The sequence below is a fragment of the Streptomyces sp. NBC_00443 genome, from assembly GCF_036014175.1.
Classification (GTDB): Bacteria; Actinomycetota; Actinomycetes; order Streptomycetales; family Streptomycetaceae; genus Streptomyces.
In genome coordinates this window covers 6248584-6271654 of sequence record NZ_CP107917.1, presented here as the reverse complement: position 1 = coordinate 6271654, position 23071 = coordinate 6248584, and the positions used below count along the sequence as shown (strand labels likewise).

14 protein-coding genes and 4 pseudogenes are annotated in these 23071 nt (G+C 70.6%); 12 read left to right on the top strand and 6 right to left on the bottom strand.

Annotated features, from left to right (window positions below):
- The first annotated feature begins 177 nt into the window (after positions 1-177).
- The 4 genes from OHO27_RS28380 to OHO27_RS28365 all read left to right on the top strand — a co-directional run bounded on the left by OHO27_RS28380 (position 178) and on the right by OHO27_RS28365 (position 4444).
- Positions 178-1071 (top strand): response regulator transcription factor, encoded by an 894-nt coding sequence (locus OHO27_RS28380; RefSeq protein WP_328427789.1) that lies wholly within the window; start codon positions 178-180, stop codon positions 1069-1071.
- On the top strand, positions 1068-2552 hold the full coding sequence (locus OHO27_RS28375; protein WP_328427788.1) for a sensor histidine kinase: 1485 nt from the start codon (positions 1068-1070) through the stop codon (positions 2550-2552). The genes OHO27_RS28380 and OHO27_RS28375 overlap by 4 nt, the downstream gene beginning before the upstream one ends.
- 155 nt (positions 2553-2707) lie before the next feature.
- Complete coding sequence (locus OHO27_RS28370; RefSeq protein WP_328427787.1) at positions 2708-3868, top strand: alkaline phosphatase PhoX; 1161 nt, start codon at positions 2708-2710, stop codon at positions 3866-3868.
- Between the two features lie 90 nt (positions 3869-3958).
- Complete coding sequence (locus OHO27_RS28365; protein ID WP_328427786.1) at positions 3959-4444, top strand: excalibur calcium-binding domain-containing protein; 486 nt, start codon at positions 3959-3961, stop codon at positions 4442-4444.
- A 662-nt stretch (positions 4445-5106) separates the two neighbouring features.
- Here the strand turns inward: OHO27_RS28365 and ppdK are convergent.
- Both ppdK and OHO27_RS28350 read right to left on the bottom strand, forming a co-directional pair.
- Positions 5107-7827: a pyruvate, phosphate dikinase gene (gene ppdK, locus OHO27_RS28355; protein WP_328427785.1), complete on the bottom strand. Its 2721-nt coding sequence runs from the start codon at positions 7825-7827 to the stop codon at positions 5107-5109.
- Between the two features lie 406 nt (positions 7828-8233).
- Positions 8234-9436: an ROK family transcriptional regulator gene (locus OHO27_RS28350; protein WP_328427784.1), complete on the bottom strand. Its 1203-nt coding sequence runs from the start codon at positions 9434-9436 to the stop codon at positions 8234-8236.
- Between the two features lie 120 nt (positions 9437-9556).
- Between OHO27_RS28350 and OHO27_RS28345 the strand changes: the two genes are divergently transcribed.
- From OHO27_RS28345 to OHO27_RS28335, 3 genes and pseudogenes are all read left to right on the top strand, one after another.
- Positions 9557-11050 (top strand): MGH1-like glycoside hydrolase domain-containing protein, encoded by a 1494-nt coding sequence (locus OHO27_RS28345; protein ID WP_328427783.1) that lies wholly within the window; start codon positions 9557-9559, stop codon positions 11048-11050.
- Positions 11047-12983, top strand: a pseudogene (locus tag OHO27_RS28340) (amylo-alpha-1,6-glucosidase). Before OHO27_RS28345 ends, OHO27_RS28340 begins: the two are co-directional and overlap by 4 nt.
- 175 nt (positions 12984-13158) lie before the next feature.
- On the top strand, positions 13159-15204 hold the full coding sequence (locus OHO27_RS28335) for a sulfatase-like hydrolase/transferase (protein ID WP_328427782.1): 2046 nt from the start codon (positions 13159-13161) through the stop codon (positions 15202-15204).
- A gap of 16 nt (positions 15205-15220) precedes the next feature.
- Here the strand turns inward: OHO27_RS28335 and dusB are convergent, their stop codons facing one another.
- Positions 15221-16387, bottom strand: a complete 1167-nt coding sequence (gene dusB / locus OHO27_RS28330) for a tRNA dihydrouridine synthase DusB (protein ID WP_328427781.1) — start codon at positions 16385-16387, stop codon at positions 15221-15223.
- Positions 16388-16451: 64 nt separating this feature from the next.
- On the opposite strand from dusB, the gene OHO27_RS28325 reads away from it, so the two are divergent.
- Entirely contained in the window at positions 16452-17897 is a 1446-nt protein-coding gene (locus OHO27_RS28325) for an MFS transporter (RefSeq protein WP_328427780.1), read from the top strand.
- A gap of 8 nt (positions 17898-17905) precedes the next feature.
- Here the strand turns inward: OHO27_RS28325 and OHO27_RS28320 are convergent.
- Positions 17906-18202 (bottom strand): annotated as a pseudogene (locus OHO27_RS28320) (MmyB family transcriptional regulator); the annotation flags it as partial.
- On the opposite strand from OHO27_RS28320, the pseudogene OHO27_RS28315 reads away from it, so the two are divergent.
- The 3 genes and pseudogenes from OHO27_RS28315 to OHO27_RS28305 form a co-directional block, all read left to right on the top strand.
- Positions 18202-19656: pseudogene (locus OHO27_RS28315) on the top strand (IS200/IS605 family accessory protein TnpB-related protein); the annotation flags it as partial. The pseudogenes OHO27_RS28320 and OHO27_RS28315 overlap by 1 nt on opposite strands.
- Before the next feature lie 5 nt (positions 19657-19661).
- Positions 19662-19844 (top strand): annotated as a pseudogene (locus tag OHO27_RS28310) (MFS transporter); the annotation flags it as partial.
- Positions 19845-19979: 135 nt separating this feature from the next.
- Positions 19980-20198, top strand: a complete 219-nt coding sequence (locus tag OHO27_RS28305) for a hypothetical protein (protein WP_328427778.1) — start codon at positions 19980-19982, stop codon at positions 20196-20198.
- 4 nt (positions 20199-20202) lie between these two features.
- On the opposite strand, the gene OHO27_RS28300 is transcribed toward OHO27_RS28305, so the two are convergent.
- Together OHO27_RS28300 and OHO27_RS28295 are read right to left on the bottom strand one after the other, a co-directional pair.
- The gene (locus OHO27_RS28300; protein ID WP_328427777.1) at positions 20203-20802 is read right to left on the bottom strand and encodes a TetR family transcriptional regulator; all 600 of its coding nucleotides are present in this window, start codon (positions 20800-20802) and stop codon (positions 20203-20205) included.
- Between the two features lie 41 nt (positions 20803-20843).
- Positions 20844-21851, bottom strand: coding sequence for an aldo/keto reductase (locus OHO27_RS28295; RefSeq protein ID WP_328427776.1), 1008 nt, complete (start codon positions 21849-21851; stop codon positions 20844-20846).
- Between the two features lie 173 nt (positions 21852-22024).
- Here OHO27_RS28295 and OHO27_RS28290 point away from each other — a divergent pair, with 173 nt between their 5' ends.
- The gene (locus OHO27_RS28290) at positions 22025-23071 is read left to right on the top strand and encodes a chitinase (protein WP_328427775.1); all 1047 of its coding nucleotides are present in this window, start codon (positions 22025-22027) and stop codon (positions 23069-23071) included.

The following is a 23071-nucleotide window of genomic DNA, read 5'->3' as shown; positions in this document are numbered from 1 at the left end:
GGGGAGTTCGGCCAGTTCACAGCACCGTAGAGGAGCCCGCACCAGAGGAAGGTTAAGTAAAGGCCAGAGCGCGTCCAGTAATTGGACATTCTTTGTCGCAACTCCCCGCAAGCGCTTGTCTCTTGTAGCGTGTCGACGTCAGGGCAGAGAATGCAAATTCACCGAGAGACAGGACGCATGGGCATACGAGTGCTGCTCATCGAGGACGACGAGACGATCGCCGAACCGCTCACCGAGGGCCTCGGCCACTTCGGCCTGACGGTGGATCACGTGACCACCGGTGCCGAGGGACTGAGAAGGCCGTACGGCGATGTCGTCCTGCTCGACCTCGGGTTGCCGGACATGGACGGCATCGACGTCTGCCGGGGCATCCGGAAGATCTCGGACGTGCCGGTCATCATCCTGAGTGCGCGGGGTGAGGAGGCCGACCGGGTCCTCGGGCTGGAGCTGGGGGCGGACGACTATCTGGCGAAGCCGTTCAGCGTGCGGGAGCTGGTGGCGCGGGTGCGGGCGGTGACCCGGCGGACCCAGCGCACGGAGCCGGCCGAGCGCACCACGGTGGCGGAGCCGGTGGGCATGACGGCGCCGGTGGCCGTGGCGGCACCGGTCGAGCGTGGCCGTACCGAAGCGCTGGTGGAGCGGCTGCGCGCGGAAGCGGCGGCCGCGCCGGCGATCACCACCCCGCCACCCGCACCCCTGTCGCGCGAGACCGCGCCGGGCCCGTCGTACGACGAACGCGCCCCCTCACCCCCGTACGCCCCCGGCCCGCTCGTCGTCGACCGCCGCACCCGTCAGGTCTGGGTCGGCGAGGTCCCCGTCACCCTCACCCCGAAGGAGTTCGAGCTGCTGGCGCTGCTGACCGAGGATCCCGGCGCGGTCTACTCACGACAGCAGATCCTGGACCGGGTGTGGGACCCGCACTACGAGGGTCCGACCAAGACGCTGGACGTCCATGTCGCGGCACTGCGGAAGAAGTTGGGTCACCCGGCGTGGATCCAGACCCTGCGCGGGGTCGGCTTCCGGCTGGCGGTGCAGACCGAGCCGGGCGGGCCGCGGGTGTCCTCGCCATGACCCGCCGGCTGCTGCTCAGCTACCTCAGTCTCGCCGCGCTCGTCCTGGTCTGCCTGGAGATCCCGCTGGGCTTCGTCTACTCGCGCAGCGAGCGGGAGCGGGTGGTGAGCGCGGCGAAGGACGAGGCGGAGTCGGTGTCCGCGTACGCCTCGCTGTCCCTCAGCGCGGGCCGTGCCGAGCGGGATCTGCCGCGCCGGGTGGTGCGCTGTGCCGAGCGCATCGGCGGGCAGGTGGTGATCGTGGACGCCTCGGGCGCCCTGCTCGCCACCTCGCATCCGCGGGCGGCGGTGATGTCGTCCAACCTCGCCTCCCGCCCCGGTATCGCGGCCGCCCTGCGCGGCACGTCCACCGTGGACGTCCGTACGTCGACCATCGGCGGCGTCGAGTACCTGTCGGTCGCCGGGCCGGTCGTGCGCGATGAGCGGCTGCAGGGTGCCGTGTGGCTGACGCTGCCGACGCGGACGGTGCACGAACGCGTCCATCATGTCTGGCTGTTGCTGGCCCTCGGCGGGCTCGGGGTCCTCACCGCGGTCGCGGTGGTCGGGTTCGCCATCGCCTGCTGGGCAGGACGTCCCATCCGTGAACTGGAGCGCGCCACCCATGAGTTGGCGGAGGGCGGGCGGGCCCGTCCGGTGACGATGACGAAGGGTCCGCCCGAGGTCCGCCGGCTGGCCGCCGCCTTCAACCGTACGGCGGCCCGGCTCGCTCATCTCCTCGCCGCCCAGCGGGCGTTCGCGGGCGAGGCGTCGCACCAGCTGAAGACTCCGCTCGCGGCGTTGCGGCTGCGGCTGGAGAACCTGGAACCGAACGTCTCGGACCGCGGCATCGGCAGCCTCACCGCCGCCGTGACCGAGACGGACCGGCTCGCGCGGATGGTCGAGGGGCTGCTGGCGATGGCCCGCCTGGAGGAGGACTCCGCGACGCCCGCCCCGGTCGACGTGGGCGCGGTCTGCGCGGAACGGCACCGCACCTGGCTGCCGCTGTTCGAGCAGCAGCGGGTCTCCCTCGTCCTGTTCGCGGGCAGTGTGGGGCCGGTTCTCGCGGTGCCGGGTGGGGTCGAGCAGATCGTGGACAACCTGCTCTCCAACGCCCTGCGCGCCTCCCCGCCCGACAGCACCGTCGCCATCGAGCTACGGCTCCATGTGCCGGTCCGCCGCGCCCTGCGCGACGCCCGCCCCGCCTGGCTCGACCTGCACATCACCGACGAGGGGCCCGGCATGACCCCGGAGCAGCGCGCCCGCGCCTTCGACCGCTTCTGGCGCGCGCCGGGCGCCCCCAAGGGCGGTACGGGGCTGGGCCTTTCGCTGGTCCATCGGCTCGCGCACGCGAGCGGCGGTGAGGCGAGCCTGCACGCCTCGGCCGCGGGCGGTCTGGACGCGGTGGTCCGGCTGCCGTCGGCGGAACCGCCGCGCGAGACACCCGGCCCGGGTGTCGAGCGGCCCGGACAGCGGAGGCGGGGAGTGCCGGCGCTGCGCGCATGACCTGCTCGCCCATGGACGGCTCCCAGGTACGCCGTCCGGCGGCCACCATTTGGCCACGGTCCGTCCACCATGCTCCCTTAGGTTCCATGCCGCTCCCCTGGCACGACCCCGTCGTCGACCGGCGGCGGGGCGGTACGGCACCTCTTGGAGTGAGAGTGGAACGTCGTAGCCTCCTGCGTGCGGCCGTCCTCGGCGGCTCTGCCGCCGTGTTCGGCGGAACCCTGTGGCGTGGCGCCGCGTACGCGGCCCCGGCCCAGCCCGGCACCGGCCCCTACGGGGCGCTGGGCTCCCCCGACGCGAACGGCATCAGACTCCCCAGCGGCTTCACCAGTCGCGTCATCGCCCGCTCCGGGCAGACCGTCTCCGGTACGTCGTACACCTGGCACAACGCCCCCGACGGCGGCGCCTGTTACGCGGACGGGTCGGGCTGGATCTATGTCTCCAACTCCGAGATCAACCCCTCCGGCGGCGCGAGCGCGGTGAAGTTCTCGTCGGCGGGTGCGATCACGGCCGCGTACCGCATCCTTTCCTCCACCCGCCAGAACTGCGCGGGCGGCAAGACCCCGTGGAACACCTGGCTGTCCTGCGAGGAGGTGTCCCTCGGCTACGTCTACGAGACGGACCCGTGGGGCGCACAGGCGGCGAACCGGCGTGCCGCGATGGGCCGCTTCAAGCACGAGGCGGCGGCCGCTGACCCGGTGCGCAAGGTGATCTACCTGACCGAGGACGAGACGAACGGCCGCTTCTACCGCTTCGTCCCGACGACGTGGGGCGACCTGTCCTCCGGCACCCTCCAGGTGATGGTCGCGGGCAGCGCCACATCGGGCTCCTTCACCTGGGCCAACATCCCCGACCCGGACGGCTCCCCGACGGCCACCCGCTCCCAGGTCTCGGGTTCCAAGTCCTTCAACGGCGGCGAGGGCTGCCACTACGCCGACGACACGGTGTGGTTCACGACGAAGGGCGACAACCGGGTCTGGCAGCTCAACCTCACGTCGAACACCTACGAGCTGGCCTACGACGACTCCCTCGTCACCTCCGGCACGGCCCCCCTCACCGGCGTCGACAACATCACCGGCTCCTCCTCCGGCGACCTCTTCGTCGCCGAGGACGGCGGCAACATGGAGATCTGCGTCATCACCCCGGCCGACGTCATCGCCCCCTTCCTGCGCATCGACGGCCAGTCGGGCTCGGAGATCACGGGTCCGGCCTTCTCCCCCGACGGCACCCGCCTGTACTTCTCCAGTCAGCGGGGCACGAGCGGGAGTTCGTCGGGCGGTATCACGTATGAGGTGAAGGGGCCGTTCCGCGTGTAACGGTCACGAAATAGCCACACCTCCTCCACAACTGGTCGCTCGGCACTACGGTCATCCCCTCACGTCAGGCCACACCAGTGGGGGGATGACATGACCAGTCCGTACACTTCGGCACCCATACCGCAGCCACCGCAGCCGCCCTTCCGCCCGGCCCCTGGATGGGCCCGCAAGCGCTACGTACTTCCCGCTCTCGGGCTGGCCTTCTTCCTCGGCATCGGCGCGGGCGCGTCGGGCGAGGACTCGAAGACCACCGAGGCGAAGCCGACCGCAGCCTCAGCCCAGCCCACGGTCACTGTCACAGCGACCACGACGGCGGCAGCCGAGGAACCCGAACCGGCGCCGACGGTGACCGCCACCAAGACGGTCAAGGCCACCACCACGGTCACGGCGACGCCCGCGGCGGACAGCGGCTCCGTCTCCGACGGTGACGGCGACAGCGACTCGTCCGGCAGCGACGTCTACTACGCCAACTGCTCGGAGGCCCGCGCGGCCGGCGCGGCCCCCGTCCACCGAGGCGAACCCGGTTACGCCTCGCACCTGGACCGGGACAACGACGGGGTGGGCTGCGACAGCTGAGGGACCGTGAACGACGCGCTCCGAGGTCTCCAGTTCCTCGGGGGTCCACTCGGGTGCCTCGGAGTCGAGGTACAGCCGCTCGGCCGATGCGACGCGGACGCGGCGGCCGAGCCGGACGTCGTCCGGTGAGTGGACCACTGGCGCCACGCGCCTGTCGTGCGGCTCGTCGCAGTACGCCCACGGCTCGTCGGCGGGCCGGAGCAGCGGGCCGCCGACAGAGCTGTCCTGCACGGTCGGGGACCCGGGGCGCGGGTGCAGCCGGGTCGCCGTACGCGCCGGCGGGGTCAGTCGAAGGAAGAGCGCGGTCACGTCGACCGGCCGCGGCGGAGTGGTGCAGATGGCGTCTATGGCGGTGATGCTGCCGGCAGCGTCTGACATGCGTGTACCGATCCGCGTCGGCTGACATCACACAGCCGAGGAAGATCCCAGCGATATTGAGTCCGGCCAGGTAGACGGTCGCGGTCTTCTCGTAGCGCGTGGACGCGCCCGACGGTGGATCGCTTCCCCTGGTGAGCAACGTAGCCAGACAGCCTCCACAGGCAACACAGAAAAGGGCGGCACCCCGCACAGGGTGCCGCCCTCCTTGGTGCACCGGAGTCGTCGCCCATCGGTCTTGAGGGTCGGGGACAGGCGACGACTCCGGAGTTCAGTGGCCGTACGGCCTAGCGGTGGTCGCTGCCCACCGACTGGGAGGCCGCGCGGCCGGCCTCGAGGCGGGCGACCGGAATGCGGAACGGGGAGCAGGAGACGTAGTCGAGGCCGACCTCGTGGAAGAAGTGGACCGACTCCGGGTCGCCGCCGTGCTCGCCGCAGACGCCGAGCTTGAGGTCGGGGCGGGTCTCACGGCCCGCCTTGGCTGCGGCCGTGACCAGGGAACCCACGCCGTCCTTGTCGATGGTCTCGAACGGGGAGACGCCGAAGATGCCCTTCTCCAGGTAGGCCGTGAAGAACGAGGCCTCCACGTCGTCCCGGCTGAAGCCCCACACCGTCTGGGTGAGGTCGTTCGTGCCGAAGGAGAAGAACTCCGCGGCCTCGGCGATCTGACCGGCCGTGAGGGCAGCGCGCGGGAGCTCGATCATCGTGCCGATCGAGAGCTTCAGCTTCGTGCCCGTCGCCGCCTCGACCTCCGCGATGACCTGGTCGGCCTCCTCGCGGACGATCTCCAGCTCCTGGACGGTGCCGACGAGCGGGATCATGATCTCGGCGCGCGGGTCGCCCTTGGCGTTCTTGCGCTCGGCGGCCGCTTCCGCGATCGCGCGGACCTGCATCGTGAACAGGCCGGGGATGACCAGGCCCAAGCGTACGCCGCGCAGGCCCAGCATCGGGTTCTGCTCGTGCAGGCGGTGCACGGCCTGGAGCAGGCGGAGCTCGTTCTCGTGGGGCTCCTGACGGGACTCCGCCAGGGCCACGCGGACCGAGAGTTCCGTGATGTCGGGGAGGAACTCGTGCAGCGGCGGGTCGAGGAGACGGACCGTCACCGGCAGACCGTCCATCGCCGAGAACAGCTCGACGAAGTCCTTCTTCTGGAGGGGCAGCAGTTCCGAGAGGGCGGCCTCGCGCACCTCCTCGGTGTCGGCGAGGATCAGCTTCTCGACCATCTCGCGGCGCTCGCCGAGGAACATGTGCTCGGTACGGCACAGGCCGATGCCCTGGGCGCCGAAGCGACGGGCGCGCAGCGCGTCCTCGGCGTTGTCCGCGTTGGCGCGCACCCGCAGCCGGCGCTTGCGGTCCGCGAAGGCCATGATGCGGTGGACCGCCTCCACCAGCTCGTCGGCGTCCTGCGCGCCCGCGTGCATCCGGCCCTCGAAGTACTCCACGACCGGGGACGGGACCACCGGGACCTCGCCCAGGTAGACCTTGCCGCTGGAGCCGTCGATGGAGATGACGTCGCCCTCCTCGACGACGTGTCCGCCCGGGACCGTCATCCGGCGGCGCTTGGTGTCGACCTCCAGCTCCTCGGCACCGCAGACACAGGTCTTGCCCATGCCGCGCGCGACGACGGCCGCGTGGGACGTCTTGCCTCCGCGGGAGGTGAGGATGCCCTCCGCCGCGATCATGCCGTCCAGGTCGTCGGGGTTGGTCTCCCGGCGGACCAGGATGACCTTCTCGCCCGAACGCGACCACTTCACCGCGGTGTACGAGTCGAAGACGGCCTTGCCGACCGCCGCACCCGGCGACGCCGCGATGCCCCGGCCGACCTGCTCGACCTTGGCGTCGTCGTCGAACTTGGGGAACATCAGCTGCGCGAGCTGGGCGCCGTTGACGCGCTGGAGCGCCTCCGCCTCGTCGATGAGGCCCTGGTCCACGAGCTGGGTCGCGATACGGAAGGCGGCGCCCGCCGTGCGCTTGCCGACGCGGGTCTGGAGCATCCACAGCTGACCGCGCTCGATGGTGAACTCGATGTCGCAGAGGTCCTTGTAGTGGTTCTCCAGCGTCTCCATGATCTGCATCAGCTGGTCGTACGACTTCTTGTCGATCGACTCCAGCTCCGCGAGCGGGACGGTGTTGCGGATGCCCGCGACCACGTCCTCGCCCTGGGCGTTCTGCAGGTAGTCGCCGTAGACGCCCTGGTGGCCGGAGGCGGGGTCGCGGGTGAAGGCGACGCCCGTGCCGGAGTCCGGGCCGAGGTTGCCGAAGACCATCGAGCAGACGTTGACGGCCGTACCGAGGTCGTGCGGGATGCGCTCCTGGCGGCGGTAGAGCTTGGCGCGGTCGGTGTTCCAGGAGTCGAAGACCGCGTGGATGGCGAGGTCCATCTGCTCGCGCGGCTCCTGCGGGAAGTCCCGGCCGGCCTCCTTCTTCACGATCTTCTTGAAGGCGGTGACCAGCTTCTTGAGGTCGGCGGCCTCCAGGTCGGTGTCGACCGTGACCTTCTTGGCCTCCTTGGCCCTGTCGAGGGCCTCCTCGAAGAGCTCGCCGTCGACACCGAGGACCGTCTTGCCGAACATCTGGATGAGGCGCCGGTAGGAGTCCCAGGCGAACCGCTCGTCGCCCGCCTGCTCGGCGAGGCCCTTCACGGACTTGTCGGAGAGTCCGATGTTGAGGACCGTGTCCATCATTCCGGGCATGGAGAACTTGGCGCCGGAACGGACCGAGACGAGCAGCGGGTTGTCGGCCTGGCCGAGCTTCTTGCCCATGCGGGACTCGAGGGCGTCGAGGTGCGCACTCACCTCGTCACGCAGTGCCGCGGGCTCCTCGCCACTGACGAGGTAGACCTTGCAGGCTTCCGTCGTGATCGTGAAGCCGGGGGGAACGGGGAGCCCCAGGTTGGTCATCTCGGCGAGGTTCGCGCCCTTGCCACCCAGGAGGTCCTTGAGGTCCTTGTTTCCCTCGGTGAAGTCGTAAACGAACTTCGCTACGTGGGGTTCTTTGTTTTCCGACACGGTCCGACTCCCTCGAGGACGCGGTGGCTGCCCTGACGGCGAGGAACATACCCAGATCGAAGGCGCCTGGGTACGTCTACTCACGCGTCATGCGCCTGTAACCACCCGTCCGCCAGTGGATCGAAAGTCAAAGCTTGGCAAGCCATGACGGGCAGATGTTTTCACTTCTTGAACGCAAGAGGGTTCACGGGTGCGGTATATCGCTCAGATGAGCATCCATCCCGCACGTTTGATTTCGATCGATGAACGATCAAGAGGTGGCACCGAGTGCCACCCCTTGGAGAAGTGCAGCCGCTCAAGATCCGCTCATCTGAGCGCAACCCTTATCAAGGGTGGCGAGAATCACGCTGCCACAGCCGACGAGATTTCACCATGCGGACGTGCCCCCGAGACGGAAACACGGACGTCACACCCCCAGTGCGAGCAGCCGTTCCTCCACCCGCGAGGGCGCGTACAGATGCTCCACGACCAGCGCCCCGGCACCCACGAGCCCGGCCCGGTCCCCCAGCCCTGAGGTCACGACGTTCAGATGAGCGGTGGAGCGCGGCAGCGCCCGCTGGTAGAGCAACTCGCGTACACCGGTGAGGAAGGGCGTCCCGGCCAGATCCCCGGCGATCATCAGCACCCCGGGGTTGAGCAGCGTCACGACCGTCGCCAGTACGTCCCCGACCTGCCGCCCGGCCTCCCGTGCCAGCGCGGCCGCCCCCGGATGCCCGGACGCCAGCACATCCCGCACATCCGAGCCGGACGCCGCGGGCACCCCCGCCTCGGCCAGCCGCCGGGCCACGGCGCCACCGCTGGCGACGGCCGCGAGACAGCCGTACGAACCGCACCGGCACAGCGCATCCGCGCCCGCCGGCACCCGGATGTGGCCGATGTCGCCGGCACCCCCGTCGATGCCCCGGTAGATCGAGCCGTCGACCACGACCCCGGCGCCGATGCCGGTCGAGACCTTGACCAGGACGAACGCCGAGCAGCCGGGGAAAGCCGTGCGCTGCTCGCCGTACGCCATGAGGTTGGCGTCGTTGTCGACCAGCACCGGGACCGGCGCGGCGCCGGTGGCCTCGGTGAAGGCCCTGGCCAGGCGTCCCGTTATGTCGTAGCCGTCCCAGCCCGGCATGATCGGCGGCTGGACGACCCGGCCGGTCCCGCTGTCCACCGGCCCCGGCACCGCGAGCCCGATGCCGCCCACCTCGCCGGCCCGGCGCCCGGCCTTCTCCAGCAGCTCGGCGAACCATCGCCCGAGCTCGCCCAGCACCACGTCCGGCCCGTCCTCGATGACCAGCGTGCCGGTGTGCTCGGCGAGGATCTCGCCGGTCAGGGAGAGCACGGCGGCACGCGCGTGCCGGGTCTCCAGGTCGGCGGCCAGGACCACGGCGTGGGCGTCGTCGAACTCCAGGGTGATGGAGGGACGGCCGCCCAGCGGGGAGCCCACGGGACCGCCGGCGCCCTCGCGCAGCCAGCCGGCGCGGAAGAGGCGGTCGAGGCGCTGGCCGACGGTGGCCCGGGAGAGACCGGTGGCCTGCTGGAGCGCTCCGCGCGTGACGGCTCGCCCGCTCCGCACCAGTTCGAGCAGTTCCCCGGCACTCGCCTGACCTCGTGCGCCCATGCACACCCCCTTGTGCTTCTCAACTCTGCATTACATATTGGGTTTTGCGTGTTAAATAGACGTAACCCTACGGTAGCCATGACCGAACCGGTCGGCCGGACGTCTTTCGGGGAGCCCCGAGTGGATCGCACTGCCCAGCTCACAGCCCGTCGCGCGGCGCATGACATTGCATACGATCCGCCCCCCGCGGCGGACTCGCTGCACGTCAAAGCCGCCCGGGTGCTGGAGGACAACTGGACGGGCACCTCGACGGTGCCCTCGCGCAGTCTGTATCCGCACCAGTGGTCCTGGGACTCGGCGTTCATCGCGATCGGCCTGAGGCACGTGTCGCCGCTGCGGGCGCAGACGGAGCTGGAGACGCTGCTCGACGCCCAGTGGGGTGACGGGCGGATCCCGCACATCGTCTTCAACCCCTCCGTGCCGCTCGACGCCTACTTCCCGAGCCCCGACTTCTGGCGCTCCTCGACCGCGGGGCGCGCTGCGGGCGCCCCGCGCACCGTACAGACCTCCGGCATCGTGCAACCACCGGTGCACGCGCTGGCGGCCTGGCTGGTGCACCGCGCCGACCCGGGACTGTCCCGGGCGCGCGGCTTCCTCACCCGGATGTATCCCCGCCTCGCCGCCTGGCACCGCTATCTGCTGCACCGGCGCGACCTCGGCGCAGGCGGCCTCGCGTCCGTCGTCCACCCCTGGGAACAGGGGATGGACAACAGCCCCTGCTGGGACGCCCCGCTCTCCCGCGTCACCCCGGCCCCGGCCCGCTCCTTCCGCCGCGCCGACCTCGACCACGGGGCGGCCGAGGACCGGCCGACGGATCTGGACTACGGACGGTATGTGCGGCTGGCGACGGACTACCGCGACGGGGGGTACGCCGATGGCCCCGGCGGCTTCGCCGTCGAGGACCCGGCGTTCAACGCCCTGCTCATCGCCTCCGAGCACGCGCTGGCCGAGATCGCCCGGGAGCTGGGGGCGACGGGCACGGCCCGGCACGCGCGCGCCGAGCGGCTGACGGCGGCGCTGGTCGAGCGACTGTGGGACCCGGCGGAGGGCATGTTCTTCTGCCGGGACGTGCGGAGCGAGGGGCGTAGCGACGGACCGGGCGTGCGCCGTAGCGACGGACCGGGCGAGGGGCGGGCCGACGGGCCGGCGGCCGGGGAGCCGATCCCCGAGCGCAGCGTCTCCGGCCTCGTCCCCCTCCTCCTCCCCACCCTCCCCCGCGACATCACCGCCGCCCTGGTACGGACGCTGGGCGGATCGCACTTCGGCCTCGGCGGCACGACCCGACTCGTGCCGAGCTACGACCTCCTGGGCGAGGCCTTCGAACCGCACCGCTACTGGCGGGGCCCGGCCTGGTTCAACACGAGCTGGCTGCTGGAGCGCGGGCTCCGGCTGCACGGTGAGCGCGGCCGGGCCGACGCCCTGCGCAGGGCGATCCTGCACACCGCCGACGCCTCCGGGTTCGCCGAGTACGTCAACCCGTACACCGGCGACGCCTGCGGAGCCACCGGCTTCGGCTGGACCGCCGCGCTCACGCTCGACCTGCTGCACGACCACCCCGCGTGGGACACGAACGCCGTCAGGGAACGCAAGGGAAAGGGAAGGGACCGGGGATGACGGACCGCCATCATCTGCTCGTGTACGGGGGACGTTCGCCGCCGTGGGCGACGGCGGGGACATCAGCGGCGTACGGGCCGCCGGCTCCCCGGAAGGGTTATTCGTACGTGACGCCCGGCACCTGAGCCGCTGGCAGCTCACCGTGGACGGCGCGGTACCCGAGGCGCTCACCCCGGTCGCCGACGGGGACACGGCCCGCTGTGTCCTGGTCCCGCGCGGCGGCCGCAACGAGCCGGCGGCCTACACGCTCTTCCGTGAACAGGCCGTCGGGGACGGCTCATTCATCGAGTCCCTGCGCGTGACGAGCAACCGCCCGGTGCCGACGACGATCCGCCTGGCGATCACCGCGGACGCCGACTTCACCGACCAGTTCGAGCTGCGCTCCGACCACCGCACGTACGCCAAGACCGGCGCCACCCGCTCCCGTCAGGTCCTGGACCACGGTGTGGAGTTCGCCTACCAGCGAGGCGAATGGCGTTCGATCACGACCGTGACCGCCGACCCCGCCCCCGACGGCGTGGAGGAGACCGGCACCGGCGCCCGCCGCCTGGTCTGGGCCCTCGATCTCGACCCGCACGGCACGGCGGAACTGACCCTCCGGGTGATGGCCCGCCCTCACGGCGACAAGCGGGCGCTGCGCGTCCCCCGCTCCCCCGCGGCCCTGACCTCCCAACTCCTCTCCCAGGAGGGCGCGTTCGTGGAGGGCGTGGCCTTCCCGACCGGCTGGCCCGAGCTGGCCGCCGCCTGCGCCCGGGGGCTGGCCGACCTGGCCGCGCTCCAGGTCCCTGCGACGGGCCCGGACGGCGAGGAACTGCGCGTCCCCGCGGCCGGCGCCCCCTGGTTCCTGACCCTCCTCGGCCGCGACGCCCTCCTCACCTCGCTCTTCGCCCTCCCTTACCGCCCCCGCCTCGCCGCCGCCACCCTCCCCGCACTGGCCGCGACCCAGGCCACGGAGACGGCCCCCGAGTCCGTCGCCCAGCCAGGCAAGATCGTGCACGAGGTACGGCACGGCGAGCTGGCGCACTTCGGGCAGGTGCCGTACGGCCGCTACTACGGCTCGGTGGACGCGACCCCGCTGTTCCTGATCCTGCTCGGCGCGTACGTGGAACAGACGCGTGACACGACCACGGCTCGCCGGCTGGAGCCCAACGCCCGCGCGGCGATCGGCTGGATGTTGGACCACGGCGGGCTGACCTCCCGCGGCTACCTGGTCTACCGCGCCGACCAGGGCGGTCTCGCCAACCAGAACTGGAAGGACTCCCCCGGCGCCATCTGCTCGGCAGACGGCACCCGCCCCGGCGGCCCCGTGATGGCGGCGGGCGCCCAGGGCTACGCGTACGACGCCCTGCGCCGCACGGCGTGGCTGGCCCGCACGGCGTGGCAGGACGAGACCTACGCGGCCCTCCTGGAACAGGCGGCGGGCGACCTCCGTGACCGTTTCCAGCGGGACTTCTGGATGCCGGAGCACTCCTTCCCCGCCCTGGCGCTGGACGGCGGGGGCCGCCGGGTCGACGCGCTGGCGTCGGACGCGGGGCATCTCCTGTGGTCCGGCCTGCTGGACAAGGAGTACGGCGAGGCGGTGGGCCGGCGCCTTCTGGAGCCGGACTTCTTCTCGGGCTGGGGAGTGCGCACCCTGGCCTCCGGCCAACCTGCCTACCACCCCCTCTCCTACCACCGGGGCTCGGTCTGGCCGCACGACAACGCGCTGATCACCCTGGGCCTGGCCCGCTACGGCCTGCACGACGAGGCCCGCACGGTGGCCCATGCCCTGGTCGACGCGGCGACGACCACCGGCCACCGGCTCCCCGAGGTCCTCGCGGGCTACGGCCGCGACACCCACGCGGAACCCGTGCCGTACCCGCACGCCTGCGTCCGCGAGTCGCGCTCGGCGGCGGCCCCGCTGGCGCTGCTGACGGCGGTGGGCGGGGCGTAGGCGGACGGCCACGGGCCTGTTGGCCTGCCGTTTGCCCAGCGTTTGCCGAGCGCTGGGGCACGGGAGCTGAACACCGGCCGGGGGCCGACCGTACGGGAGGACGGCGGGCCCCCAGCCTCCCCAGCGAGGCCCGCCGCACCACTCCACCAGGGGCCTCGCACGGAAGGACCTTCGGGTGCCTGTCTTCACGCGCCTACGTCAGCTACCCGGCAAGAAGAACGCCTTGCCCGACGAGTCGGCCACCCCCAGCGAGCCCCCCGCAACGGCAGCCGACGGGGACTCCCCCACCGAGGGCGAGGACTCGGCACAGAAACCCACCGCCCCCTCCGCCGAGGACGCACCACCCCACGACGAACCCGCGGCAGCCGACGACGAGGACGCATCTCCCGCCATCGAACCAGCAGCCGCCGACGGCGAGGACCCCCCACAGGGGCCACCCGCACCCGACGACGAAAGCAGCACGGGTGGTGCGGGTGGGAACAACACGGGCGATGGCGAAGCCGAGCCCGAAGCGAAGCCCACGACCACCCGCGCCCTCAAGATCAGCCGCACCCTCAAGATCAGCCGCACCCTCAAGATCGGCCGCACCCTCAAAATCAGCCGCACCCTCCACTGGACGGCCACCACCCTCGCCGCCGCCCTGATCCTCGGCGCCCTCCTCCTCCCCAACACCCTCCCCGCCCTGCAGCCGAACAGATTCACCCGCATCCCCGCGGAGGCGATCATCGGCGCAGTCGTGATGCTCGCCCTCCCCCGCCGCCCCCGCATAGCCGCGGCAACGCTCTACGGCATCGGCCTCGCCGTGCTCACCGTGCTGAACCTCCTCGACATGGGCTTCAACGAATACCTCGGCCGCGGCTTCAACGCCGCCCTCGACTGGGACCTCCTCCCCGACGCCCAGTCGTACGTCGCCGACACGATGGGCGGAGCCGTAGCCACCGGCGCTGCCATCGGTGGCGTCATCCTGATCCTGCTGCTGATGGCCCTCATGGCAGCCGCGACGATCCACCTCAGCACCCTCCTCACGATGCACAAGGCGAGGGCCACCCAGGGCGCGCTCATAGCCGGCACGGTGTGGATCACCTGCACCGCACTCAACCTCCAGGCCTTCGGCATGCCGATCGCCTCCGACCACGCGGCCGGCGCCTTCAGGACCCACGCACAGCGGACGGTGGACTCCCTCGAGGACGAGGCCCAGTTCGCCATGGAGGCCGAGGCGGACACCTTCGGCAACACTCCCCCCGACCAACTGCTGCCGGACCTGCGCGGCAAGGACGTCGTCTTCACGTTCGTCGAGAGCTACGGCCGCAGCGCCATCGAGGACCCGATCATGGCCCCCGGCGTCGGCAGAACCCTGGACGCGAGCAACGAGGCCCTGACCGAGGCGGGCTTCCACGCGAAGAGCGGCTGGCTGACCTCGGCGACCTTCGGCGGCAGCAGCTGGCTCGGCCACTCCACGACCATGGCGGGCCTGTGGATCGACAACCAGCGGCGCTACCGCACCGTCACGGCCGGCGACCATCTCACGCTCACCAAGGCGTTCCAGAAGACCGGTGCCTGGGACACGGTCGGGGTGATGCCCGGCGTGCAGAAGGGCTGGCCGGAGTCGAAGTGGTACGGCCTCGACAGGATGTACAACGCCTGGCAACTGGGCTACAAGGGCCCGAAGTTCAGCTGGTCGACGATGCCCGACCAGTACGCCCTGGAGGCCTTCCAGCGCCAGATCCACGGCAAGAAGCGCGACAAGCCGCTGATGTCCTTCGTCATCCTGACGTCCAGCCACCAGCCCTGGGCTCCGCTGCCGAAGATGGTCGACTGGAACGACCTGGGCGACGGCTCGGTCTTCGACCCGATCCAGAAGGCCGGGATGAAGGCGGGGGACGTCCTCACCGACACCACGAAGTCCCGTGAGGAGTACGGCAAGTCCGTCGAGTACTCGCTGACCAGCCTCACGCAGTGGATGGAGCGCTACGGCACCGACGACACCGTCCTCGTCTTCCTCGGCGACCACCAGCCCATGGCCCGGGTCAGCGGCAACCACGCCAGCCGTGACGTACCGATCTCCATAGTCGCCAAGGACCCGAAGGTCCTCGACAGGATCGCCGACTGGAACTGGACGGACGGCATCGAGCCCGCGAAGGACGCCCCGGTCTGGAAGATGAGCGCCTTCCGGGACCGCTTCCTGACGGCGTACGGCTCGACACCGCACGCCTCGGACTAGGCCGTGTCCGCAGCGCTCAGCCCCCGGACGTGTCCAGCTCCGCGTCCTCGCCCACACCCGCGCAGTCGTACGGGTCCTTCAGCCAGCCGTCCGGCAGCACCACCCGGTTGTTGCCGGACGTACGGCCACGGGGCCCGTCGGCGCCGGCCGGCCACGGCTGGTCGAGGGCCAGCTCGTCCAGCCCGGACCGGAGTTCCTCGAGCGACGACGTGATGGCGAGCCGCTTGCGCATCTCGGAGCCGACCGCGAAGCCCTTCAGATACCAGGCGACGTGCTTGCGGAAGTCGATGACGCCACGCGCCTCGTCCCCGATCCACTCACCCAGCAGCGCGGCATGCCGGACCATGACGTCGGCGACCTCGCGCAGACCGGGACGCGCGACGTTCTCGTCCCGCCCCTCGAAGGCCGCGACCAGGTCCGAGAACAGCCACGGCCGCCCCAGGCACCCACGCCCGACGACCACCCCGTCGCACCCGGTCTCCCGCACCATCCGCACCGCGTCCCCGGCCGACCAGATGTCGCCGTTGCCGAGCACGGGGATCTCCGGGACGTGCTCCTTGAGCCGCGCGATGGCGTCCCAGTCGGCCGTGCCGCCGTAGTGCTGGGCGGCCGTACGGCCGTGCAGGGCGATGGCCGTCACGCCCTCCTCGACGGCGATCCGGCCGGCGTCGAGGTAGGTGATGTGATCGTCGTCGATGCCCTTGCGCATCTTCATCGTGACCGGCAGGTCACCCGCCCCGCTGACCGCCTCCCGCAGGATCGCCCGCAGCAGGTTCCGCTTGTACGGCAGCGCGGAGCCGCCGCCCTTGCGCGTCACCTTCGGCACCGGGCATCCGAAGTTCAGGTCGATGTGGTCGGCCAGGCCCTCCTCCGCGATCATGCGGACGGCCTTGCCGACGGTGACCGGGTCGACGCCGTACAGCTGGATCGAGCGCGGCTTCTCCGTCGCGTCGAAGTGGATCAGCTGCATGGTCTTCTCGTTGCGCTCGACCAGCGCCCGGGTCGTGATCATCTCGCTGACGAACAGCCCCTTGCCACCGCTGAACTCCCTGCACAGCGTGCGGAAGGGCGCGTTCGTGATCCCGGCCATCGGGGCCAGGACGACGGGCGGCTGCACGGTGTGCGGGCCGATCGGCAGGGGTGGGACGACGGGCGTGACAACGGGCGGGGCGGTCATGGACATCCACCCATTCTCACGTACCGGACCGGGTGCGGCGAAATTCATTAGTTAGGCGTACTATTCATGAATGCCGGAGCTCAGCCCACGCCGCCGAGTGCTGGTCCTCGCGATCTGCTGCATGAGCCTGCTGATCGTGAGCCTCGACACCACGGCCCTCAACGTCTCCCTGCCCTCGATGCAACGCGACCTCGGTGCGAGCACATCGGGTCTGCAGTGGACGATCGACGCCTACACACTCGTCCTGGCCTCCCTGCTGATGCTGGCCGGCTCCACGGCGGACCGGATCGGCCGCAAGCGCGTCTTCATGACCGGTCTGGTCCTTTTCACCATCGGTTCGGCCCTGTGCTCCGTCGCACCCACCCTCGACTCGCTGATCGTCTTCCGGATGGTGCAGGCCGTGGGCGGCTCTATGCTCAACCCGGTCGCGATGTCGATCATCACCAACACCTTCACGGACCCGCGCGAGCGCGCCCGGGCGATCGGGGTCTGGGGCGGGGTCGTCGGCATCTCGATGGCCGCGGGACCGCTGGTCGGAGGCCTGCTCGTGGACGCGGTGGACTGGCGCGCGATCTTCTGGGTCAACCTGCCGGTGGGCCTGGCCGCCCTCCTCCTCACCCTCCGCTTCGTCCCCGAGTCCCGGGCCCCCAGGGCCCGCCGCCTCGACCCGGTCGGCCAGATCCTGGTGATCGCGCTGTTCGCCTCACTGACGTACGCGATCATCGAGGCCCCGAACGCCGGGTTCGCGTCGGTCCTGCCGTTCGCGGCGCTCGCGCTCGCGGCTCTGCTGGGTCTCCTGTGGTACGAGCCGCGCCGCGCCGAACCCCTTATCGACCTGCGGTTCTTCCGGTCGGCGCCGTTCAGCGGGGCGACGGTGATAGCGATCGGCGCGTTCGCCGCGCTGGGCGGATTCCTGTTCCTGTCGACGCTGTACCTCCAGAACGTACGCGGCCTGAACGCCCTGCACGCCGGGCTGTGGATGCTGCCGATGGCCATGCCGATGTTCCTGTGCGCGCCCCTGTCGGGGCGGCTGGTGGGCACCCGGGGGCCGCGGCTGCCGTTGCTGATCGCCGGCACCGCGATGACCCTGAGCGCGGCCCTGTTCGCCCTCTTCGACGCCGAGACGTCCAACGTCACGCTGATCCTCGGGTACGCGGTGTTCGGTATCGGCTTCGGGTTCGTCAACGCGCCGATCACCAACACGGCGGTCTCCGGAATGCCGCGTGCGCAGGCCGGGGTCGCGGCGGCCGTCGCTTCCACGAGCCGGCAGTTGGGGCAGACGCTGGGGGTGGCCGTGGTCGGGGCCGTGCTGGCGGCCGGGGTGTCGGTGTCGTCGTACCGGGAGACGTTCGTCGACGCCGCCGTGCCCGGCTGGTGGATCCTCACCGGGTGCGGGGTCATGGTCCTGGTGGTGGGGGCGGTCACGACTGGACCTTGGGCTCGGCGTACCGCTGAACGTACGGCTGCGGGGCTGGAGTCGGCGGAGCTTCGCGACGCGTCTCGGGTCAGTGCGTAGTTCGGCGGCTAACGGCCGGTGGGGGCTGGTCGCGCAGTTCCCCGCGCCCCTGAGAGGGCGATTTCGTGCAGCTTCTCCAGGCGCGCCCTCGATTGCTCGTCCGCCGGCACGTACGTCACCATCCTCGGCCCCACCTCCGGACTCAGCCACAGGTCCGTGTGGTCGACGACCACCCGCCCCACATGCCGGTTGAGGAACTCCTTGCGCTTGCTGCGGTGGGCCACCACCTCGTGGCGGTCCCAGGCCTCGCAGAACTGCGGGGACTCCACGCGCAGCCTCTTCAGCAGCATCTTCCAGACGGGCTCTGGAGCACTCCACCGGGACATGGGCGGCCCGCAAGCGGGACCTGACGGGCGTCTCGTCGTCCAGGTGGGCAGGCAGCATCACCAAGGCCACGCACGATCAGTGGGCACTCGCCCGGCGTGGGCAGTTGGCGCACATCCATTCCCTCGAAGCGGGCGTCAGGACGCTTCGGCACCGACTTTCCCTGCCGGTCGGCGAGAAAGGAACCAAGCGTTCCCCGGGCGGCTACCGGTCGGCGCACGAATGGTTCCACAAGACACGCCGCCTGCATGTACTCGAAGACCGGCTCGGACAGGTTCGCGCAGACCGCGAGGCCGGACGCGTCCGCGTAGCACGCGGCGGCAAACGCCTGCTGGGCACCCGCCAGCACCTCGACGCCGCCCAGCTCAGCGAGTCGCAGTGGCGTCAGCAGTGGCAGACGGCGCGCTGGTTCCTGTCCGCTGACGGGGAATCGGGCAAGCGGTACGGCAACGAGACGATCCGCGTCACCCCGGACGGCGAGATCAGCATCAAGCTGCCCGCACCGCTTTCCCATCTGGCCAACACCCGGCACGGCCGGTACGTCCTCGCCTGCGCGGTGCGGTTCGCGCACCGGGGCACCGAGTGGGCCGACCGTGTGGAAGCGAACCGCGCGGTGGCCTACCGCATCTCCTACGACGTGCAGCGCGGGCGCTGGTACGTGGACGCTTCCTGGACGTTCCCCGTCACCCGGACCATCCAGATGTAGACGGCACTCGCGCACGGCGTCATCGGCGTAGACACAAACGCCGACCATCTCGCCGCATGGCGCCTCGACGAGCACGGCAACCCGACCGGCCGTCCGCGTCGCTTCTTCTACGATCTGTCCGGCACTCGGGATCATCGCGACGCCCAGGTCCGGCACGCGCTGTCCGGGCTGCTGAACTGGGCCAAGGTCTGCGGCGTCAAAGCGATCGCCGTGGAAGACCTCGACTTCCAGCCCGAGAAGACCAGAGAGAAACACGGGCGCAAGAAGCGCTGCCGGCAGCTCATCTCCGGCATGCCTACCGGCAAGCTCCGCGCCCGACTCACCTCCATGGCCGACGCCACCGGAATCGCGGTCATCGCCGTGGATCCGGCCTACACCTCACAGTGGGGCGCCCAGCACTGGCAGCACCCCATGGCCTCGAAGACCCGCAAGACCCCCCGTCACGATGCCGCGAGCATCGCGATCGGACGACGCGCCCAAGGGCACCCGATCCGGCGACGGACGACACCGCCCCCTGCACACCAGAGCGATGTGCACGGGCATCGGACCGTCCAGGCCAGGCCGGAGCCCCTTGGACGTGAGGGACCCCGCCCCCACGTTCCCGGACCACGGACACGATCTGTGCCGCCGGACGCGGAGAGTACGCGGGCGACCAGGACACCCAGGACCGTTCGGGATGTCCGCAGTGACCAGGAGTGGGTACAACACTCACTCCCGCTCACTGATTAGGAACGGTGATGATCACGACCCAGCAGGCGTCGCTGGCCCTGGGTGTGGCAACGCTGGGCACCCTCTTTCTCTCCCTGGCCGCCACGGTGGGCATGGGCGACGCCCTGGTCACCACGCTCCTGGTCCAGTTGGCCGGAGTGGTGCTGACAGGCCTGCTCAGCCTGCGTCTGCCGCGCACGATCGGCTGAGCGAGTTGTGAGGGTGTGGCCACAGGTTGGTCAACGCACCGGGAAAGTGTCCCTGTTGATGTTGGTCTTGCTGCACACTCCTTGCTGCGCGAGGGCGCGCACGCAGACTCGATGTCCCGGGACGCTGGAGGCGTCATGCTGGAGATCAACCAGAGCAAGGTGAGCCGCTGGGACCACCACGGGCGCGAGCACGTCGTGCGAGTACAGCGCAAAGGCGCGCAGCGCTCGATCAGATGCGACACCTGCGGCTGGCGCAAGAGCACGCAGTTCCTGCCCTGGCTGAAGGCGGAGGAACACCTGGCGGAGGCACACCAGGCGACCGTGGACCCGGGAGGCAACCAACCGGGCCTGTGACGGCTCAGCCGCGCGCCCGCAGTCCCCGGATCAGCAGGTCCACCACGGCCTCGAACTCCCCGTCCACACCGGGCCGTACCCACTCGCCGGCGTAGTGCGGGTCGTGGAAGCGGTCGGTGGCCCGGAAGAGGGCGAGAGCCGTGGTGGCGGGGTCCTCCACGGTGAAGGTGCCCGCGTCGGCGCCCGCGCGCACGATCTCGGTCAACTGGCCGGTCAGCTCGGCGATGTGCTCGCCGACGACCGTCTCGACGGTCTCGGTGGTCAGCACCGAGTAGGTGGCGAAGAGCTCCGGGTCGTCGAACGCCTTGCGGCGCTTGGCGGCAAACAGCGCCGCGAGCCACTCACGCACCCGGGTCTCCGGGTCCAGGTCCGGGGCGGCGACGATGGCGGCCAGGAGCTCCGTCGTCCGGTCCAGCCACCTCTTCGTCACCGCCTCCCGCAGCGCCGCCTTCGTACGGAAGTGCCGGTAGACGCTGCCATGGCTGACGCCGAGCGCGCGGGCCACGTCGACCACGGTGGCCTTGGCCGGGCCGTGGCGGCGCAGCACCTCCTCGGTGGCTTCGAGGATGCGCTCGGCGGTCAGGGTCGTGGGCGTCTGCGACATGTCCTAGACCGTACCTGGCCCAGGACCCGGCGCCGGGGCCACTACTTGCTGCCCAGGTGCGCCATCTGCGCGGCCGGGTAGCGGTCGCCCGCCGCCGCGTCCGCCGGCACCGCCTCCTCGATCGCCGTCAGGTCGGCCGCGTCCAGCGTGAGGTCCAGCGCTCCCAGTGACTCGGCGAGCCGCTCCCGGGTGCGGGCGCCGACGAGCGGCACGATGTCGTCGCCGCGGGAGAGCACCCAGGCGATGGCGATCTGGGCGACGGAGACGCCCTTCTGGTCGGCGATCTTCCGCAGCGCCTCGACCAAGGTCAGGTTGTGCTGGAGGTTCTCGCCCTGAAAGCGCGGCGAGTGGGCGCGGAAGTCGTTCGCGGCGAGCTGCCGGCCCGGGGCGAAGTGGCCGGAGATCAGGCCTCGGGACAGCACGCCGTACGCGGTGACGGAGATCCCCAGCTCACGAGTGGTCGGCAGGACCGACTTCTCGATGCCGCGGGAGATCAGGGAGTACTCGATCTGCAGGTCGGTGATCGGCGCGGTGGCCGCGGCCCGGCGGATCGTCTCGGCGCCGACCTCGCTGAGGCCCACATGCCGCACGTACCCCTTCTCGATCAGTTCCGCGATCGCGCCGACCGTCTCCTCGATCGGTACGTCGGGATCGAGCCGGGCGATCCGGTACACGTCGATGTGGTCCACGCCGAGCCGCTGCAGCGAGTACGCGGCGAAGTTCTTCACGGCGGCGGGTCGGCCGTCGTAACCGACCCAGCCGCCGTCCGGGTCGCGCAGCGCGCCGAACTTCACGCTGACCAGGGCCTGTTCGCGCAGGCCGGCGGGCGCGGCGCGCAGGGCCTCGCCGATCAGCATCTCGTTGTGGCCCATGCCGTAGAAGTCGCCGGTGTCGAGCAGGGTCACGCCGGCCTCCAGGGCGGCGTGCACGGTGGCGATCGACTCGGCCCGGTCCGCGTCGCCGTACAGCGCGGACATGCCCATGCAGCCGAGGCCTAGGGCGGAGACCTGGGGTCCGGTGGTTCCGAGGGAGCGGGTTTGCATCGTCATGTCATCCACCCTGCCCTAACAGCTGACAGATTTCAATATCTGTCACTCCATACCTGTCACTCCATATCTGCAAGAGAGGCTCCAGAATGGTCCAGACCTATTGACGGGAGGTCTGGACCACGAGCACTGTCATGCCTACGACACCTCACCGCACCCCCACCGGGAGGCCCCGTATGCTCCGCCGCGCCCTGCGCCTGCTCGCCACCGCCCTGGCGACCGCCTGTCTGCCTCAGCTCCCCGTAGCAACCCCTGCCTCGGCCGCCGACACCTGTGCCGTGAAGTCGAAGCCGTCCGGAAAGGTCCTCCAGGGCTACTGGGAGAACTGGGACGGCGCCGCCAACGGCGTCCACCCGCCCTTCGGCTGGACCCCGATCACCGACTCCCGTATCGCGGCCCACGGCTACAACGTGATCAACGCGGCCTTTCCGGTCATCCGCTCCGACGGCACCGCGCTCTGGGAGGACGGCATGGACACGGGCGTGAAGGTGGCGACGCCCGCCGAGATGTGCGCGGCGAAGGCGTCGGGTCAGACGCTCCTGCTGTCGATCGGCGGCGCGACGGCCGGCATCGACCTCAGCTCGACCGCCGTGGCGGACCGATTCGTCGCGACGATCGTCCCGATCCTGAAGAAGTACAACTTCGACGGCATCGACATAGACATCGAGACGGGCCTGGTCGGCAGCGGCAACATCAGCCAACTCTCCACCTCACAGGCCAACTTGATCCGCATCATCGACGGGGTGCTGGCCCGGATGCCGTCCAACTTCGGCCTCACCATGGCCCCCGAGACGGCCTACGTCACCGGCGGCAGCGTCACCTACGGCTCGATCTGGGGCGCCTACCTGCCGGTCATCAAGAAGTACGCCGACAACGGCCGCCTGTGGTGGCTGAACATGCAGTACTACAACGGCAGCATGTACGGCTGCTCCGGCGACTCCTACTCCGCCGGCACCGTCCAGGGCTTCACCGCCCAGACCGACTGCCTCAACAAGGGCCTGGTCATCCAGGGCACGACCATCAAGGTCCCGTACGACAAGCAGGTCCCCGGCCTGCCCGCCCAGTCCGGCGCGGGCGGCGGCTACATGTCCCCGTCCCTGGTCGCCCAGGCCTGGCGCCACTACGGCACGTCCCTCAAGGGCCTGATGACCTGGTCGCTCAACTGGGACGGCTCGAAGAACTGGACGTTCGGCGACAACGTGAAGTCCCTGCAGGGCCGTTGA

Coding starts and splice junctions, on each gene's coding strand:
- OHO27_RS28290 (WP_328427775.1), top strand. CDS start 22,025: ATGCTCCGCCGCGCCCTGCGCCTGCTCGCCACCGCCCTGGCGACCGCC.
- OHO27_RS28305 (WP_328427778.1), top strand. CDS start 19,980: ATGCTGGAGATCAACCAGAGCAAGGTGAGCCGCTGGGACCACCACGGG.
- OHO27_RS28380 (WP_328427789.1), top strand. CDS start 178: ATGGGCATACGAGTGCTGCTCATCGAGGACGACGAGACGATCGCCGAA.
- OHO27_RS28365 (WP_328427786.1), top strand. CDS start 3,959: ATGACCAGTCCGTACACTTCGGCACCCATACCGCAGCCACCGCAGCCG.
- OHO27_RS28300 (WP_328427777.1), bottom strand. CDS start 20,802: ATGTCGCAGACGCCCACGACCCTGACCGCCGAGCGCATCCTCGAAGCC.
- OHO27_RS28325 (WP_328427780.1), top strand. CDS start 16,452: ATGCCGGAGCTCAGCCCACGCCGCCGAGTGCTGGTCCTCGCGATCTGC.
- OHO27_RS28350 (WP_328427784.1), bottom strand. CDS start 9,436: ATGGGCGCACGAGGTCAGGCGAGTGCCGGGGAACTGCTCGAACTGGTG.
- OHO27_RS28295 (WP_328427776.1), bottom strand. CDS start 21,851: ATGACGATGCAAACCCGCTCCCTCGGAACCACCGGACCCCAGGTCTCC.
- dusB (WP_328427781.1), bottom strand. CDS start 16,387: ATGTCCATGACCGCCCCGCCCGTTGTCACGCCCGTCGTCCCACCCCTG.
- OHO27_RS28375 (WP_328427788.1), top strand. CDS start 1,068: ATGACCCGCCGGCTGCTGCTCAGCTACCTCAGTCTCGCCGCGCTCGTC.